Origin of the sequence: Paenibacillus physcomitrellae (assembly GCF_002240225.1) — a bacterium.
In the GTDB taxonomy this organism is placed as follows: domain Bacteria; phylum Bacillota; class Bacilli; order Paenibacillales; family Paenibacillaceae; genus Fontibacillus; species Fontibacillus physcomitrellae.
The window spans coordinates 354,938-372,278 of record NZ_CP022584.1; the positions used below are offsets into that span (position 1 = coordinate 354,938).

General features: G+C 53.3%; 14 protein-coding genes. 8 read left to right on the forward strand and 6 right to left on the reverse strand.

The window, feature by feature from the left end; all coding sequences use genetic code 11:
* Positions 1–11 precede the first annotated feature (11 nt).
* The 8 genes from CBE73_RS01635 to CBE73_RS01670 all read left to right on the forward strand — a co-directional run bounded on the left by CBE73_RS01635 (position 12) and on the right by CBE73_RS01670 (position 6,761).
* A complete protein-coding gene (locus CBE73_RS01635; protein WP_094092710.1) occupies positions 12–464 on the forward strand; it encodes a VOC family protein in 453 nt (150 codons plus the stop codon).
* 126 nt (positions 465–590) lie between these two features.
* The gene (locus CBE73_RS01640; RefSeq protein ID WP_094092711.1) at positions 591–1,238 is read left to right on the forward strand and encodes a hypothetical protein; all 648 of its coding nucleotides are present in this window, start codon (positions 591–593) and stop codon (positions 1,236–1,238) included.
* 26 nt (positions 1,239–1,264) lie between these two features.
* A complete protein-coding gene (locus CBE73_RS01645; protein WP_094092712.1) occupies positions 1,265–1,741 on the forward strand; it encodes an NUDIX hydrolase in 477 nt (158 codons plus the stop codon).
* 63 nt (positions 1,742–1,804) lie between these two features.
* A complete protein-coding gene (locus tag CBE73_RS01650; protein WP_094092713.1) occupies positions 1,805–2,509 on the forward strand; it encodes a YjjG family noncanonical pyrimidine nucleotidase in 705 nt (234 codons plus the stop codon).
* An 81-nt stretch (positions 2,510–2,590) separates the two neighbouring features.
* Complete coding sequence (gene poxB / locus CBE73_RS01655) at positions 2,591–4,315, forward strand: ubiquinone-dependent pyruvate dehydrogenase (RefSeq protein ID WP_094092714.1); 1,725 nt, start codon at positions 2,591–2,593, stop codon at positions 4,313–4,315.
* Between the two features lie 192 nt (positions 4,316–4,507).
* Positions 4,508–5,167, forward strand: coding sequence for an HD domain-containing protein (locus tag CBE73_RS01660; protein WP_094092715.1), 660 nt, complete (start codon positions 4,508–4,510; stop codon positions 5,165–5,167).
* Positions 5,168–5,200: 33 nt separating this feature from the next.
* The gene (gene murI, locus CBE73_RS01665) at positions 5,201–5,983 is read left to right on the forward strand and encodes a glutamate racemase (RefSeq protein ID WP_094092716.1); all 783 of its coding nucleotides are present in this window, start codon (positions 5,201–5,203) and stop codon (positions 5,981–5,983) included.
* Positions 5,984–6,071: 88 nt separating this feature from the next.
* A complete protein-coding gene (locus CBE73_RS01670; protein WP_094092717.1) occupies positions 6,072–6,761 on the forward strand; it encodes an HAD family hydrolase in 690 nt (229 codons plus the stop codon).
* A gap of 97 nt (positions 6,762–6,858) precedes the next feature.
* Here CBE73_RS01670 and CBE73_RS01675 read toward each other — a convergent pair whose 3' ends face one another.
* The 6 genes from CBE73_RS01675 to CBE73_RS01700 all read right to left on the reverse strand — a co-directional run bounded on the left by CBE73_RS01675 (position 6,859) and on the right by CBE73_RS01700 (position 17,189).
* On the reverse strand, positions 6,859–11,133 hold the full coding sequence (locus tag CBE73_RS01675) for a sulfite reductase subunit alpha (protein WP_094092718.1): 4,275 nt from the start codon (positions 11,131–11,133) through the stop codon (positions 6,859–6,861).
* Positions 11,134–11,165: 32 nt separating this feature from the next.
* Positions 11,166–12,398, reverse strand: coding sequence for a nitrate/nitrite transporter (locus tag CBE73_RS01680; RefSeq protein WP_094092719.1), 1,233 nt, complete (start codon positions 12,396–12,398; stop codon positions 11,166–11,168).
* Between the two features lie 391 nt (positions 12,399–12,789).
* A complete protein-coding gene (locus CBE73_RS01685; protein ID WP_094092720.1) occupies positions 12,790–13,755 on the reverse strand; it encodes a polysaccharide pyruvyl transferase family protein in 966 nt (321 codons plus the stop codon).
* Positions 13,739–15,130, reverse strand: a complete 1,392-nt coding sequence (locus CBE73_RS01690) for a lipopolysaccharide biosynthesis protein (protein ID WP_094092721.1) — start codon at positions 15,128–15,130, stop codon at positions 13,739–13,741. Before CBE73_RS01690 ends, CBE73_RS01685 begins: the two co-directional genes overlap by 17 nt.
* Before the next feature lie 28 nt (positions 15,131–15,158).
* Complete coding sequence (locus CBE73_RS01695; protein WP_094092722.1) at positions 15,159–16,091, reverse strand: glycosyltransferase family A protein; 933 nt, start codon at positions 16,089–16,091, stop codon at positions 15,159–15,161.
* A gap of 18 nt (positions 16,092–16,109) precedes the next feature.
* On the reverse strand, positions 16,110–17,189 hold the full coding sequence (locus tag CBE73_RS01700; protein ID WP_094092723.1) for a glycosyltransferase: 1,080 nt from the start codon (positions 17,187–17,189) through the stop codon (positions 16,110–16,112).
* Positions 17,190–17,341 lie beyond the last annotated feature (152 nt).

Genomic DNA, 17,341 nt, shown 5'->3' on the forward strand with positions numbered 1-17,341 from the left:
GAGGAATTCAATTGAGTTCAGGATTGCTGGGAACACAGATTGTGGCACAAATCGGAATCATTGTAAACGACATTGAGAAGGTGTCTGAGGATTATGCGCGTTTCTTGGGTGTGGAGAAACCTGAATGGTCCTGGACCGACCCGGTGGAGCAGGCGCAAACGGAATACAAGGGAGAAAGCTGCCCGGCGAGAGCCAAGCTGGCCTTCTTCGATTGTGGTGAGCTGCAGATCGAACTGATTGAACCGGATGAGCAGCCCAGCGTCTGGCGGGATTTTCTGACCGAGCATGGGGAAGGTCCTCACCATATTGCCTTTGGTATTAAGGGAATGAAGGAGAAAGTGCTGGAGTTTCATGACAGCGGCTTCCCGCTGCTACAGAAAGGCGAATATACGGGCGGGCGTTATGCTTATATGGATACAACAAAGGAATTGAAGGTACTGGTCGAGCTGCTCGAGAACGATTGACGATGACACAATGACGGGCAAACCTGCGGAGCGATCTGCGGGTTTGTTGTTTTTTCGGTGGGCAAATATCAAAGTGGTTCAATGAAATGTTATAATCAGCAAAAATAGGCTAAGGAGGCGGCCGGCATGAAACGGAACATCATCTCAATGCCCTCGGCCTGGGGGCGGAATGTGGAGCACCGTTATTATTTGGGCAGCAGCACCAAAGGGGCGGACAGTATGGACAGAGATAAACTGGTAGTTCTTTTTCCTGGAAAAGCGTACCCCTGCCAAATGCCCCTGCTCCATTATGCAACCAGAAGCGCTCTCGAGCATGGCTGTGACGTGCTGGAACTCGAATACGGGTTTCAAAGCGCCAGGACGGAATTCGAAATGGACGATTTGAATATTTTACTGTATGAATGCAAGCATGCTATTGATCAAATCAGACATAAATATGAACGAACGGCTTTTGTAAGTAAAAGCATCGGCACGCTCGTTGCCGGGCAAATCGGCGAAATGCTCGGTCAGGATGCTGTCCGCCAGCTGTTTCTGACCCCGCTCGATCAAACGCTGCCTTTTATTCAAAGCTCGGACTGCACGGTCATTCACGGCACTAGAGATCCGGTGTTTAGTCCATCCAGCGTTAAAGCGGCAGGAGAGGCAGAACGGGCGCAGCTGCACAGCCTTGAAGGAGCCGATCACATGCTTGCTTTGAGGACTGTTCAAGAATCGTTAAACGTATTGCGGGAGACATGTGTCCTTTACGATCAATTTTTTGCCGGGCTAAAATGAACCAGGCGTGAGAGGAATGACAGCTTATGATGTCCAGACTGATACGAAAAATTCCGAACCGATGGCTGGTCTGGATGTATGTCCGGTTTCCGATTAAAGGGGTGAAGGACTGGCTCGTCTATCGTTCGCAAAGCAAGTTTCTAATGGCCGTCCTCGCCGTGGTGACCAACGAGGCCGGAGAAGTGCTGCTGCTTAAGCATACATATCGTAAAGACCCGTGGGGGATTCCCGGCGGCTGGATGCAGCACGAAAGTCCGGGGGAAGCTTTGGAGCGGGAAATTTTTGAAGAAACGTCCTTTAAGGTGAAGGTGGAGGGTGCAGCCAAGCCGGTTTATGCCACGAAACCTCATCGTATTGAGCTGCTGTACCGGGCGAAATGGGTCTCAGGCACATTTAGGCAGAATGAAGAGATATCGGCGTATCAGTTTTGCAAAATCGGCGAGTGGCCGGAAGGTCTGCCTGAAAGCCAAATTCAGCTGATCAAGACCGCTTTGGAGGAATAAGTCAACATTTAAGGGGGATTGACCCCTTTGTAGTTCATGCAGAGACAGGAGAGGGAGACGAGAATGAGAGCATACACCACGATTTTATTTGACGCAGACGATACTTTATTTGATTATGTTCAAACCGAAAAGATAGCCTTAACCCATACGTTTGAGGAAGCGGGCTTGGACGCGGCGGAGCCGCTGTTTGCCAGCTACAAGCTGATCAACAGCAGTCTGTGGCGCGATTTGGAGCAGGGGCTGGTGAAGATCGGTGAGCTTCGTACCGAACGGTTCAGAAGACTGCTGGAGCAGGAGCAGCCTGCCATTGAAATGAACGCGGAGGACATGAGCCAGACCTATGTAAAGCATTTGAGCCAGGGATTTTTCCTGCTGCCGGGAGCGGTTGAATTATGCAGCCATCTCGGGGAACAAGGCTTCCGTATGGCGATTGTAACGAATGGAATCCGCGAGGTTCAGCTCAGCCGGATCGGGGGATCTGAACTGAAGGATGTGTTCGAGGAGATCATCGTCTCGGAGGATACGGGGTATCAGAAGCCGCATACGGGATTTTTTGATTATGCCTTTGACAAGTTGGGGCTTGCAGAGAAGCAGTCCGTCTTGATCGTAGGAGATTCGCTGACCTCTGACATTCAGGGCGGCATCAATTACGGGATCGACACCTGCTGGTTTAATCCTAAGGGGCTGCCGAATACAAAGGGGATAAAGCCTACCTATGAAATCGGCGATTTAAGTGAGCTGATCGCAATCGTGGAGGGCGGGGACTGAGAGTCCATGAGCCTTAAGGGGAATAAACCCAATTCGGGAAGGGGTATACTATCAGCACCAAGTTAAGGAGTGGAGCTGATTATGAGAACACTTGCAGATGCGGTTGTTGAGGTACTGGTGAATGCAGGGGTCAGAAGGATTTACGGAATTGTCGGAGACTCCTTGAATAATATGATCGATGCCGTCCGCCGAAATGGAGAAATCGAATGGATTCATGTCCGTCATGAAGAGGTTGCCGCATTTGCCGCAGGCGCGGAAGCGCAGCTCGAAGGCACTCTGGCTGTATGTGCTGGCAGCAGCGGACCGGGAAACCTCCATCTGATTAACGGCTTGTATGACTGTAACCGGAGCAGGGTGCCGGTGCTGGCGATCGCTGCGCATATTCCGAGCGATGAGTTCGGGAGCGAATATTTCCAGGCGACACATCCGGAGCAGGTTTTTGCGGAATGCAGCCACTACTGTGAAGTTATCACAACGCCGCGTCAGATCCCGAGCGTGGTGACCATGGCCATCCAGCAGGCTGTTGCGAACCGCGGGGTGTCGGTTATTGTGCTTCCCGGGGATGTGGCCGCGCTTGCTGCCGAGAAGAATACGGTGCCGAAACACGTTATGCATGTTACACAACCGGTCGTTCATCCGTCCGAAGAAGAGCTTGGGAAGCTGGCGGCCTATTTGAACACCGGCAAACGGATTACACTGCTGTGCGGCGCGGGGTGCAGGCTGGCTCATGCAGAGCTGATGGAACTGTGCGACCGGCTCAAGTCGCCTATGGTTGTAGCTCTGCGGGGTAAGGAGTTTCTGGAATACGACAATCCTTATTACGCCGGTCTGACCGGACTGATCGGGTATGCTTCCGGCTATCAGGCGATGATGGACTGTGATGTGCTGCTGATGCTTGGCACCGACTTTCCGTACCGGCAGTTCTATCCGCAGCATGCAACGGTGCTGCAAGTAGATCTCGATCCTTCGCATCTGGGCAGGAGGACAAACCTGACCTGCGGAGTTTGTGGAGATGTGCGGGCGACGATCCGGCAGCTGCTCCCTCTGCTGACGGAAGAACATGACCCATCACATCTGGAGAAGGCAGCCGGGCATTATGCCAAGGTGCGTCAGGGGCTGGATGAACTGGCCGTCGGCAAACCAGGCAAGAAGCCGATCCACCCCCAATTTGTAACGAAGCTGGTCAGCGACCTGGCCGCGCAGGATGCGGTATTCACCTGTGATGTCGGAACACCAACCGTCTGGGCGGCCCGTTACCTGCAAATGAACGGACAGAGGAGGCTGCTCGGCTCGTTTAACCACGGCACGATGGCGAACGCGCTGCCTCAGGCTATAGGCGTGCAGGCCGCGCAGCCCGGCAGGCAAGTCATTTCGTTATCCGGCGACGGCGGACTCGCCATGCTGATGGGCGATCTCCTGACCCTGAAGCAGTATCAATTACCTGTAAAGGTGATCGTTTTTAACAATGGGGCACTTGGTTTTGTCGAGCTGGAAATGAAAGCGGCAGGTTTCCTCGAAAGCGGTACGGAGCTGGTCAACCCGAACTTTGCCGAGGTAGCCCAGGCTATGGGACTTGGCGGCATTAGGGTGGAGGATCCGGCCGAGCTGGAAGGTGCTCTAACCCGGGCTTTAACGGAAGAGGGACCAGTACTGGTGGATGTGGTCGTCAACCGTCAGGAATTATCCATGCCGCCGAACATTACACTGAAGCAGGCCCAAGGTTTTGGTCTGTGGATGATGAAAGCCGTATTAAATGGACGTGGAGACGAGCTGATTGAACTGGCCAAGACGAATTTGCTCCATTAAATCGGCTTTAATAGGCTTGAAGGCTTATTTCCATTTGGATATAAGCCTTTTCATTTTCTTCCTGCCCCGGCAAAAGGTTTCTCTCCGCCAGATTTTGCGTTAATATGAAAGGCAGTGGGTTTTCGGCGGACAATACTCAAATCCGGAATGCGGATTAGTCGTCACGCCATAGAGGGAGAGGTATGGTAGAGAATGGAGCAGCATAAAATGGTCATTAAACAGGCCGAGCTTTTTGTTCAGGAGCAGCTTGGCTCCGACAAAAGCGGCCACGACTGGTGGCATATTGACCGGGTCAGAAAGATGGCACTGGAGCTGGCCGGTCTGGAAGGGGCGGACCCGTTTGTCTGCGAACTGGCTGCCCTTTTGCATGATGTGGCCGATGAGAAGCTGAATGAAAGTAAAGAAGCCGGTCTGGAGAAGGTTGACAGCTGGTTAAGCGAGCATCTAAACGGTGAACAAGATGAGCCTGTTATTTCGCATATTAGGTCTATCATTTCCACGATGTCCTATAACGGGGGGAGCAACCCGCCAATGACAACGCTGGAAGGCAAAGTCGTGCAGGATGCCGACAGGCTGGATGCGATTGGAGCCATCGGCATTGCCCGGGCTTTTGCTTACGGCGGTTCAAAGGGTCGTTCCATGCATGAACCTGGCAAGGATTTCACCGGCATTTCCTACCGCAGTGAGGACAATACGACGGTGCACCATTTCTACGAGAAGCTCCTGAAGCTGAAGGACCTGATGAATACCGAGCACGCCCGCAGGCTGGCTCAGAACAGGCACCTTGTTATGGAGCGGTTTCTGGAGCAGTTTTATAAAGAATGGGAAGCGGTCGACGGCAGGGATGCCTGATAGGCCTAATATATAAGAACACAGGTGATATAAGTGAGAATTGCTTTTTTTGATTCAGGAATCGGTGGACTAACGGTTTTAAATGAAGCGATCCGGAAGCTGCCTGACGAGGACTTTTTATATTTTGCCGATACTCTTCATGTTCCTTACGGTACCAAATCACTTGCTGAAGTGAATCAATATGTCAAAGAGTCGGTTCAAGCGATTATGCAGGAAGAGATCAAAGCGCTGGTCGTTGCTTGCAACACCGCCACAAGTGCTGCTATTTCGGAGCTGCGCGGGATGTACTCCATTCCGATCATCGGGATGGAACCGGCGGTCAAGCCTGCAGTTGAGATAAGCCTGGAGGAAGGGAGACGGGTACTGGTCTTCGCTACCCCGCTTACCTTAAGTCAAGCCAAATATACCGATTTGGTAGCCCGGGTAGATGACCATTCCATTGTGGATTCTTTCCCGCTGCCGGAATTGGTTCCTTATTGTGAAAGCCTGAACTTTGATCCGGTTGAAATCGGCCAATATTTCAGGACAAAGCTGGCTCCGCTGGATTTAAGTCAATACGGTACGGTCGTGCTGGGCTGCACGCATTATCCATTCTATAGGGACATCCTTAGAGAGGTGCTTCCGGCACACATCGAGCTGATCGATGGCAGCAAAGGAACGGTGAAGAGACTGACAACGATGCTGAGCGAACGCCATTTGCTTGGCACGCAGGGAACCAGCAGCATTAAACTGATGTGCTCCGGTCCGAACCCTGAGTATATCGCCAAAATGGAGAAGGCACTCGCCTATCTGCAGCAGGGAAGCCCCGCGAAATAGTGCCTTATGCCTTGCAGAGCTTCGTACAGAGGCAGGGGGCTTGAAACTGGGGACTGGGGATTGGAGAAAATAGGGAGAGAAGAGAAAGATGCTGCAAACGATTATTTTTGATATGGACGGGACTTTGTTTCAAACGGACAAGATCCTAGAAGCCTCGCTGGAGGAAACATTTGACTGGTTAAGATCGGATGGCCGGTGGGCCGGGGAAACGCCGCTTGCGCAGTACCGCCGGATCATGGGTGTTCCGCTGCCTAAGGTTTGGGAGACGCTGCTGCCCGGGCAAACGGAGGAGTTAAGGAGCCGGGTTGATGTTTATTTTCTGCAGAGTCTGGTACGAAGTATTGAAGCCGGTAAAGGCGCTTTATACCCATATGTAGAAGAGATGCTCGCCGGTCTGAAAAAGGCAGGCTGTTCTTTGTTTATTGCGAGCAACGGTTTGGTGCCTTATTTGCAGGCCATTGTAAGTCATTACCGGTTGGACCGCTGGATCACCGAGACGTTCAGCATTGAGCAGATTCAGTCGTTAAACAAATCGGACCTGGTGAAAGAAATCCTTCTGAAATACGGGGTTGCAGAAGGTGCGGTAGTCGGGGACCGGCTGTCCGACATTCGTGCGGCGAAAGAAAACGGTCTGACAGCTATCGGCTGCCGCTTTGATTTTGCCCAGGACGAGGAGCTTGCCCAAGCCGACCTGGTGATTCACGATTTCGTGGAGCTGAAAGCCCTGGTGGAGCTGCTTCGTCAAGGAGCGGGAAGCTGGGTTGGTCAGGCGGAGTAAATAATAGATAGAAGCAAAAAAAGTAGACGGAACGTTAAAGACGTTCATGTCTACTTTTTGTTTTTCGCGAAGGCGAAGGGTAATCCGCTTAAATCTATTAATACACATCCTTACAGTAGCGTTTGCTGCGCTTCAAGTCTTGTAAATACTGGTTCGCCTGCTCGGCGGTTAATCCGCCATGCTTCCGGATGATCTCGAGCAGGGTCTGATCCACCGAATGGGCCATCTCGGCCGCATCTCCGCATACATAAACATAAGCGCCGCCATCCAGCCAGCTCCAAAGCTCGGCGCCGTGCTCGGCCATCTTGTGCTGGACGTAAACCTTCTCGGGCTGATCCCGGGAGAATGCGGTGTCCAGCCGATGCAGCAGATGGTTGTTCCGGTACGCTTCGAGTTCGTCCTGATAATAGAAATCGAGAGCGGCATGCTGCTCGCCGAAGAACAGCCAGCTGCGTCCCGTCGCCCGTATCGCCTCCCGTTCCTGGAGAAATCCGCGGAAGGGAGCAATTCCCGTGCCCGGTCCAATCATGATGATGTCTGAGGACGGGGAGGCGGGAGGGCGGAAGTGGGCGTTTTTATGAATGAACAAGGGAACCTCGCCGCCTGATTGAAGCCGGTCCGCCAGAAAGGTAGAGCAAACGCCTTTTCTTGCTCTTCCGGCAAGTTCATATCGGACGGTGGAGACGGTGATATGAACCTCGTCCGGGTATTTCCTGGAACTGGAGGAGATCGAGTAAAGCCGGGGCTGCAGAGGGCGAAGATGCAAAGCCCACTCGGATGGCGAGACTGCTGCCGGAAATGCCTGCAGCAGATCTATGAGCTGCCGCTCGCGCAGCCAATGATTTGGACTGTCAGCATGTAATGAACCATTAAGAGCATCATAATCATTTAGTGAATCATGTAGGGAGTCATTCGGCCGGAATTGCTGCTGGCCCCTTGAATGGGTGCGGATATAATCCAGCATTCCCGGAGTAACGCGCTCAATATCATAATGATGCAAGAGTGCATCCCTAAGAGTCAGGGGCTGTCGATTAACGATGATTTCGTCGGTACCGGCAAGACCAAGCAGCTCCAACAGTTCCTGGACGAGCTGCGGGCAATTTGAGGGCCAGATGCCCAGGGCATCCCCCGCCTCATAGGTCAATCCGCTTCCGCTGAGGTCAAAGGCGTACTGGCGGGTCTCCTTACGGGAACCCGGCTGATTTAGCAGCCGGTTAACAAGAAGACGCGCCCGAAAAGGCTTTTGACGGCTGTACCCGGCGGGTTCAGCCGCTTCGGCGGCAGCAGCAGACTGCGCTGCGGACTGCACCGAGGCTCCGGCTGGGGACTGCAGCCTGCCTGAAGCAGCAGGCTGGCTGCTGCCGAGCTCGGGCGTCGCTTCCAGCTGTAGAGCGCCTTGGGCATTTATTAGCCCAGGTGTAATTCTAGACAGCCACTGATCTGCGGTGTCCTGATAACCTCCGTCACAGCAGGCGCACTCCAGAAGCCGTTTGGCACCAAGTTCATGCAGCCGCTCATCCAGATTACGGCCAAATTCGCTGAACGAATCGTAACTGGAGTCACCAAGTGCCAGCACGGCATAGCTCAGATGATCTAAACGTGGAGCAACGTCTGCTTTCAAGGCTTGAAAGAAAGCGGCGCCCTGATCCGGGGGATCCCCAGCTCCAAACGTGCTTGCCGCAAATAAAACAAGCGATTTCTGCTTCAGCTCGGCTGCGGTGATTTCATCCATACCGATCAGCTGAACATCCATGCCTTTCTCGCGGAGTTTACCGGCACAATAGTTGGCGGCCTCCTCCGCATTGCCGGTTTGTGAGGCCCAGACGAGCGTAATCGATCGGCCCGCTGCGGACGGGGGAGTCACCGCCGCCGCCGCCCTAAGACCAGATTGGCCTGTAACGGATGATGGATCAGAACCTGGCCGGTCAAGCGTCAGCGTCCCGGCCTGTGCAGGTTCTTCGGTAAAGAGGCCAGCCAGAAGGCCGTTTACCCAAGCTCGTTTTACCGGGTTCATATCTGCGGAGGGCGGGAGTGATGGAACAGGCTTGGACGAAGCCTGACCACCGAGCCCTTGCAGAAAGCCTGAGATATAAGCCTGCTCGTTTTCCGTCCATTCAATCTTCTGAGAAGGACGGAAGCCGAGCAAATCGGCCATAACCAACATTTTTTCCTGATACCCGCCTTCACTTGAAAGAACGGGAGAATGGAGCGGCTCCGGGACATCCGGAGGAGAGGGCTGAACTTCCGCTTTGACCAGAGACACGGCGCAATATTTAAGCTCCGGCTGCAGGGAGATAGGGTCAACGGCATCGATAGTGACTTCGTTGATCGCCAGGCGGCTGCCGAACAAATCGTTCCAATGGATAGGGGCGAAACAGCTTCCCCGCTGGACACGATCCGTAATGACCGCTGGCAGAACGGCGCTTCCTCTCCGCGAAGCAATTTCCACCAAGTCCCTCTCTTGAATATGAAGCTGCCTGGCGTCTTCCTGATGGATTTCAACAAAAGGTCCCGGATTGAGTTTGTTCAGTTTGGCGACCTTCCCTGTTTTGGTCAGTGTATGCCATTGATGCTGGACTCTCCCGGTATTCAGCACAAAAGGATAATCCTTGTCCGTCTTTTCCACCGGAGGCAGATAGGGACGAGCCCAGAAGACCGCCCGTCCATGCTCGGTCGGAAATTGCAGCGATGGCTGCTTCTCTGCTGGCGGGGACAGAGACAGATAGCGGATCGGGTTACGCTTCTGTGGATCATCCGGGCTGCACGGCCACTGCATCGAACCCTCCCTGAGACGGGAGTAGCCGGCGCCTCTCAGGTCGTAACCGGTCGCCGGGTTCCAGGCCTCCTGAATCTCTGCATAAACATCGCCTGCAGAAGCATAAGAGAAAGCTTCGCCAAAGCCCATGGCACAGGCTACCCGGGCAATGATCTGCCAATCGGGCAGGGCATCGCCGGGCGGTTCAACCGCTTGCTGCATCAGGGTCACATTCCGCTCCGAGTTGACCATCACGCCTTCGCCTTCGGCCCACAGAGCCGCAGGCAGCATAAGATCTGCGTAACGGTTCGTCTCGGTCTCGAAGAAGGCATCCTGGGAGATAACCAGCTCGGCCGCCTGCAGTCCTTCCAGCACTTTGCGGCGGTGCGGCACGGTCGCAGCCGGATTGGTGCAGATGATCCAGCAAGCTTTAATCTCCCCGGCTGTCATGCGCTCGAACATGGAGACGGTTCCTGCCTGAACCTCCGTGCGGATTGATCCGCGGGGAAGGCTCCACAACTGCTCGGCATGCTCCCGGTCGGCCTCGTCCAGCAGAGAGCGCTGGCCGGGCAGGCCCGGTCCCATATAACCCATTTCCCTGCCGCCCATCGCGTTAGGCTGTCCGGTTAGCGAGAAAGGGCCGCTTCCGGGACGACAGATCGCCCCTGTTGCCAGGTGCAGGTTGCAGATCGCATTCGTATGCCAGGTTCCGTGGGTGCTTTGATTCAGTCCCATCGTCCACAAAGACATCCAGTTGGAAGAACGGCCGATCCAGTCAGCCGCCTTCCGGATATCTTCTTCGGGAATTCCTGTCCATTCGGACACCTTCTGCGGATGATAATCCTCGAGGAACCCGGGCATTGCTTCAAACCCAACTGTATGATCTGAGATGAAAGATTCATCGATAGCCCCGTTCTGAAGGAGCAGGTAGAGAAGGCCATTGAGAAGGGCCAAATCCGAGCCCGGTTTGATAGGAAGAAACAGGTCTGCTTTGTCGGCGGTGGCCGTGCGTCTCGGATCGACGACGATCAGCTTGGCGCCTGATTTCACGCGATCCATCATGCGAAGGAACAGGATCGGGTGGCAGTCCGCCATATTGGCGCCGCTGACGAAGAACAAGTCGGCCTGGTCCAGGTCGTCGTAGGAGCCCGGCGGCCCATCCGCTCCCAGCGACAGCTTGTAGCCGCTTGCGGCGCTGGCCATGCACAGCCTGGAGTTGGCTTCGATATTGGAGGTCCGGATGAATCCTTTAGCCAGTTTATTAATTAAATATTGAGCTTCGAGCGACATTTGTCCGGAGACATAGAAGGATACAGCGTCCGGGCCGTGCTCCCGAAGGATTTGATTAAGACGTTCCGCCGTTTCCGCTATAGCTTCATCCATGCCAATCGGTTCGGGAGCCGACATTCGGGAGCGGCGCAGGAAAGCGGAGGAGAGGCGCCCCGGGTCCTGCAGAGGAATAGCTGCCGTACTGCCTTTGGTGCAAAGCCGCCCCCGGTTGGCCGGATGATCGGGATCACCTTTTATCTGGACAATCTGATTGTCCTTAACTTCCATAATCATTCCGCAGCCGACGCCGCAGTAAGGACACACACTTCGTACTTGGCGAATACTCATCAGTCATCACCACCATCGGAAAAAGTCCAAGTTTAGAAGTTTACACCCGACTGCGCAGCGGCCCAGCTTTTTCTCCAGGAACGAGTTACGGCAAAGAAGATCAGCGTCGTCAAGAGGACGATGGAGCCGACAACGAGGAACCCGGTTACCTGAGATCCGGTATGCTGCTTTAATGGGCCGAGCACATAAGAAGGAAGAAGATATCCGCCGAGACCGCCAGCCGCGCCTACGATGCCGGTGATTACGCCGATTTCGCTGGAGAACCGCTGCGGAATGATTTGGAAGACGGAACCATTGCCCATTCCGAGGCAGGCCATCATCATGCTGGTATAACAGAGCATTACAGCAACAGAGCCGGGCATAGTTGCGATCGCAAATGCGGATGCCGTAATGACGCTGAAGAGGATGAGCAGCAGCCGGATGCCGCCGATCCGGTCGGCCAGCCAGCCTCCGATTGGACGGAAGAAACTGCCCGCAATAACGGTAATCGTAACAAGGTAGCCAACTTCGACTTTCGTTAAGCCTCCAGGATGTACGTTGTCTCCGTAAACGTCATAAAAGAAGATATTCGCATAATTGGCGAACCCGACGAAACCTCCAAAAGTGATTGCATAGAACATCGAAAACCACCAGGTATCGGCATGTTTGAATACGCTGAGATAGCTTTTTAAAGGCTTGGGGGCCGGGGCGTTCGGAGCGTCCTTCACCAGGATGGCATAGATCACCATGATGATGAACAGCGGGATCAGTGCAATTCCAAACACGCTGTGCCATCCGTAGGCTTCCGCAATTTGTGGACCAAAGAAGGTTGCGAGTGCCGTTCCGCTGTTGCCTGCGCCGGCAATGCCCATGGCAAGACCTTGATACTGCGGAGGATACCAGCGGCTGGCCAGAGACAAAGAGACGGCAAAGCTGGCTCCCGCAAAGCCAAGCAGAAAGCCGATCATATGGACCTGAAGCAGGCTGCTTCCTCCAAGCCATCCCCAAACCAGCGGGATGATCGTCAGAAACATTCCGGTTAAACCGGCTTTTTTACAGCCGATGCGGTCGGCTAAAATCCCCATGGGGATACGGAACACAGAGCCGCCAAGCACCGGTATGGCCACCATAGCCGCCTTTTGTGTATCGCTGAGGCCGAAGTCGCGGGTAATGAACAGGGAAAGTGCCCCGCACATGACCCAAATCATAAAGCTGACATCAAAATACAAAAAAGCTGACAATAAACTGGGAAAATGACCTGCCTTGCGAAAATTCTGGACTTTCATCTCCAAACTCCTCCTTGTTTATTTTTGTCTTGTTCTTGGTTTGCAACAGAAAAAGCCGACGAATCTAATCCGCGTGAATACGGATTCGATCAATCGGCTTCGTTGCCAAAGTCAGGCACGTCATTGTGGCTGAGCTTGTTATAAAGTTTGGGTTCTCTTCAAGGTTCGGCAGCTGCACAACGTTGTGCAGGAAACGCCTCTCGGGAAGAGCGAAATAAGGGAAAATCTTTAATGACAATATAATGGCTTTTCAAATTGATGTCAATATAGTTAACACAATTTTATATTTAATTTGAAGTTTAATGATTTTCTGGCTTTTATGTAATGAAAGCTAACAGAGGATTCTGCAGAAGCTCCAAAATCCGCTGTTAGCTTAAAGAATCAAGGGAAATTAGATTATTCCTACGGGGATTTGTTCGTCCGGCGCCTCCTGAACAAGCTTCGCTTTAGAGAACACGTAAGTCCAGGTCCGGTAATACTGCGAATTTTTACCGTAGGAGTTGTCGATCAAGACATGGGGTTTATCCATCAGGCAGGCCAGAATGTGTCCGTGAAGCCTTGAAGTATGAATCTCCCGGTAGGAGCCGAACAGTCTGACGGCTTTGTCGATCAGATAATCGGTGTATTTGTACCAGAACAGACGGGTCGGAAGCGACCCGCCCAGCTTTTTGTCCAGCCGGCAGAAGCGGGTCAGATGGTGGGTAACCCGGCTTTCCGCATGCGTAAACAGCGAATCCCAGTCCCGGCAGTCCTGCGGATCCAGATCAGCGGAGAATGATTGATCGCCGGCTTCAATATCCGTGCGGAGGAAATAAAGCCGCTCCTTCTCTTCCTTCGTATTCGGCAGGATCGGCCACAGCTGATGCGCCATATCCGGTGACAAATAGACGCGGCACCGGTTAAACTTCCGCTTGGCCAGCTCGTACCCGGCCTGATCGCGGACGAATAGATGAAGATCCGGGTGAGCGTTGAAGACCGCTGCCGAACGATCATAATTGGCTTCGCTGCTGAAGTAAATGGTTTGAGGCATGACCACAATCCGGTGACTCGGGAACTGCTTAACGACCCGTTCGCGGATTTCCTGATGATGCACATACAAATCACCGAAATTACCGCCGCCATGAAGGACAAAGATGCTGCCGGGCTCCGGCTTTAAATGTTCGGGGAAGTCGAACAAATTGTAGCGGGCCAGTATCCGGATGCCGTAATCCTTGAAAAACTTCTCGGTGCCCTTCATGATCAGCATATCGCCGCCATTGTTATGAAGCGGGTAATCCACGTAATAAATGTTCGAACCGGCCGGAATGGCCTCCAGAATGCCGGATAGCTTTTCTTTCAATTCAGCCATTGGATGCATAGTCTAACGCCTCCTCGTTGGATGGTTTCTGCTTGCTGGAAAACTTCTGTTTGTTCCTGATCATTTGGCTTACAAAGGCAAAGTCGCCAGTATCGAACAAAATCCGTCTGAGCGGCACCTTAAAGAAGACAGGGAAGGAGAGCACGGATACGGCCAAGCGGACCAGCGCTCCGCATAACAGGGCCAAAGCGATGCCAGGCAGTCCGAGCCATGGTGTAAATACAAAAAACAAAGCTACTGTAACCAGATATGCCGCAATCTGCCGCACAAGCACAAGCCCCGGACGGCCGAGGGCGTTAAAGGCTGATGCCAGAATCCACGAGCCGCCCCCGATAATGCATTCCAGCGACAGCAGGTAAAAGGTTGAAGCTCCGGCAAGGAACGTGCTGCCGTAGAGCAGTCCGAGCATAAAGCGGCCGATAAACAGACTCGGCACGATAATGACCGCCATGCCCAGCATGGAGATCCGGAAGGCCCGGCCGATTTTTTCGATAATGATCTTATTTTCCATGCCGGTTACTTTCGGAAATATGACGTTCGTGATTGCATTCTGCACCACATTAAACACCCGGGAAAGCGCATAGACGACGGAATAAAGCCCGAAGTCGGTGGGGGAGAGAAGGGCGACGATGACGATTTTATCGGTCTGATTGCTGAGTGTTCCCATCAGATCCATGCCGTACACTCTGGCCCCGTAACTGTAGAATGGCCGCAGGATCGGCTTGCCAACCGACAAAGTAAATGAGTGCAGCTGCTTCCTTAGCCGAATCAGCGCCCAAAGCAGTGTAAGCACCCCTGCGCCGAGGCTGACTGCTGAGGCTGCGGCCACATTCAGCGAGCCGAGCTGCCAAAGCGCAATCAGAATGCAGAAGTTGATGAACGGGACGAGAAATAGCAGGCCGTTATATACGCCGAACTTGTCCAGGCTTTGGGCCAGGGCTATGACTAAATTGGTCAGGACGGCGAGGGGGATGGCCCCCAGGGTGTACAACTGGGCGATCCTTATGATCTCCGAATCATAGTTCGCAAGCCAGGCCGGCATGCAGAACCAGGCTGCGGCACCGGCCAGAAGGGCGGCCGGAAGCTGGATGCGCAGCGCAAGGGAGAGGAGCTGGGGGACGCTGCCGGTTTTATTTTTCAAGCTGTAAATGAGGGAGGTAGGAAGACCAAAGCCGATCAGACTGCCCAGCAGGGCAGGCCAGAACAGCACGGCTGACAATTCTCCTTTGCCGTCTGCGCCAAGCATGCGTGCGGTCAGGATCGAGGTTAAGGTCGTTACAATAAGGACAAAGAAGTTGTTAAAGCTTGTCCGCATGATCGTCTTGGCCAGACTGTTGCCGCTGAACATTTGTTTCGCTGCAGCTACGGGTTGCATGGTAGCAGCCCCCTTTCTCGACTGCGGATCAGTCGGTCAAATATTCCCGGTATTTATTCTTGAGCGGATTCAGCACGAAACCGATGCCTTTGATATAGCCGAGCGCCGCACCCATGTTCCGTTTAAGCGTCTCTTTGCCGGTCAGGTACAGCAGCGTCCACATTAAAGCTACGTACCCGGAAGCCCCGGCTTTGCGCAGGTTCAGCAAATAATAATGATTCACGGCCGTAGCCATAGCGACTTTGCCGGCTCTGTCCCGGGAGCGCGGAGATTCATGATGGAGGATTTTCAGCTCGGGATTGATGACAAGCCTGCCATACTTGGAAGCAAGCGCACACATGTACAGATCGTCGCCTACCGCGTAGCTCGTCATCCAGGGATAGGGAAGCATGTCGCGCAGCGATTCCCGTTTAAAGGACATATTGCAGCCGTGAAAAATTTCCGTCTCGAACATAGCTTCTGCCTCGTTCCAGTACAGCAGGGAACCGGCCAGACTGCTTGGAGACAGCTTGCCCGGTGAAGTCGACATCTGACAGGTCAATACGCCCAGCAGCCTGCCGAAGGAGCTGGTCTGAAGCCCTTTCGCCACACCGCCGACACCGACGATGCTCTCATCCTGCAGGTACGTATCGATCATCTTGCGGATGTACAGCGGATCGTCCAGCTCAGCATCATCGTCAAAGTAGAGCACGATGTCGTGATGTGCCAGAGTCAGCGCTTCATAACGCGACAGCCATACTCCTGGACGAGTCTTTTTGTAATAGACCAGTTCGCTATATTTCAGGCGGCTGGCAAGCTCGAGATAGTAATCGAGCACCTTCTGGGGAATATCACCGTCATCGACAATGATGAGCTCAAGCGCTGTATCGTTGATTTGCCGCTGAGCGGCAATGGACTCCAGGCAGCGGGTAAGATCCTGAACCCGGTTCCGGGTTGGGATAATGATTGAAACGTCGAACATCGGGAATGTCTCCTCCTTCTACAGCTGGACGGCAGTGCCGGCAAGCCGTTTATATTTGATGCCTGAATACACTCCCCATAATCGAAGCATGCAGCAGATGGCGAAGAAACGGGCGAACAGATCGCTGGAGCGGCTGCCGCCCGTCTTGGTCCGATAAAGGCTCATGGCTTTGCCGAAGGCAAGCTTGCGCATGTAAGGGATGAAGCTTTCGCTTCTGGCGGCCGAAGTGAATCGCAAAGCCTCGCCAATCTTGTCGCGGCTGCCGCCCGACTTATAGATTTGCGTGATGCAGGCGTTCATTAAGTCGTACAGGAGCACGGGCAGGACAGGCTCCACTTCAGAGGCAAGGCCTGCGCGCTGAGCATAGTGTTTAAACCGTTCAACAAGCGTGACATAGCGGGCACCCATTTGCGGATTGGGAATCTGCATAATGGAGCCTTCACGCTGCAGGTAATAATAGAAGGTATGATTGAGGGAAGAGATTCGGCCAGCGTGGCAAAGGACAAATAAGTTAAACATCAGGTCCTCGGAGAAAATCTCCTTGTTGGGCTCAAAGCGGATCGCGTTCTGCTCGATGACCGACCGGCGATAAAGTTTGTTCCAGACTTCGTGGCCATGTTGATACGTGAACAGGTAGCGGTAAATGTACTCCGCAATGCCTATTTCCCGTACATCTACCGCTTCTTCTTTAAGGTTCAGATATTGCCGCTCCGTATGGTCGTCATACACTTTATCGTAGTTGCAAACGATGATGTCGCTTTGAGAAGCTTCGGCCAACTCGACCATTTGGGTAAACATATCCGATGCAATCCAGTCGTCTGAATCCACAAAAGCAATATAATCACCAGTTGCCGCGTCCATTCCGGTATTTCGGGCAGCGGAAAGGCCGCCATTAGCTTGGATCAGCGGCCGCAGCCGGCTGTCCTTTCGAGCATATTCGTCAATAATGGCCTGGCTGCCATCACGTGTGCCGTCATTAACGACGATAATTTCCAGATTGGAATAGGTCTGTCCGCATAGGGAATCCAGACATTTCCGTAAATAGGCTTCTACATTGTACACCGGTACAATTACGCTCACCACTTGTTCCCGTTCCATCTATCACCACTCTCCGTTCCTATCCATCTTCCCGTCAATTCCTTAAGAGAAAAGAGTACGGGTTCTATTTGTCCATTGATTTCAGTGTCAGTTTACTATCATGCTATGAGAACGTACATACCACTTTTGTTTACTTTTAAAGGCGCTAAACG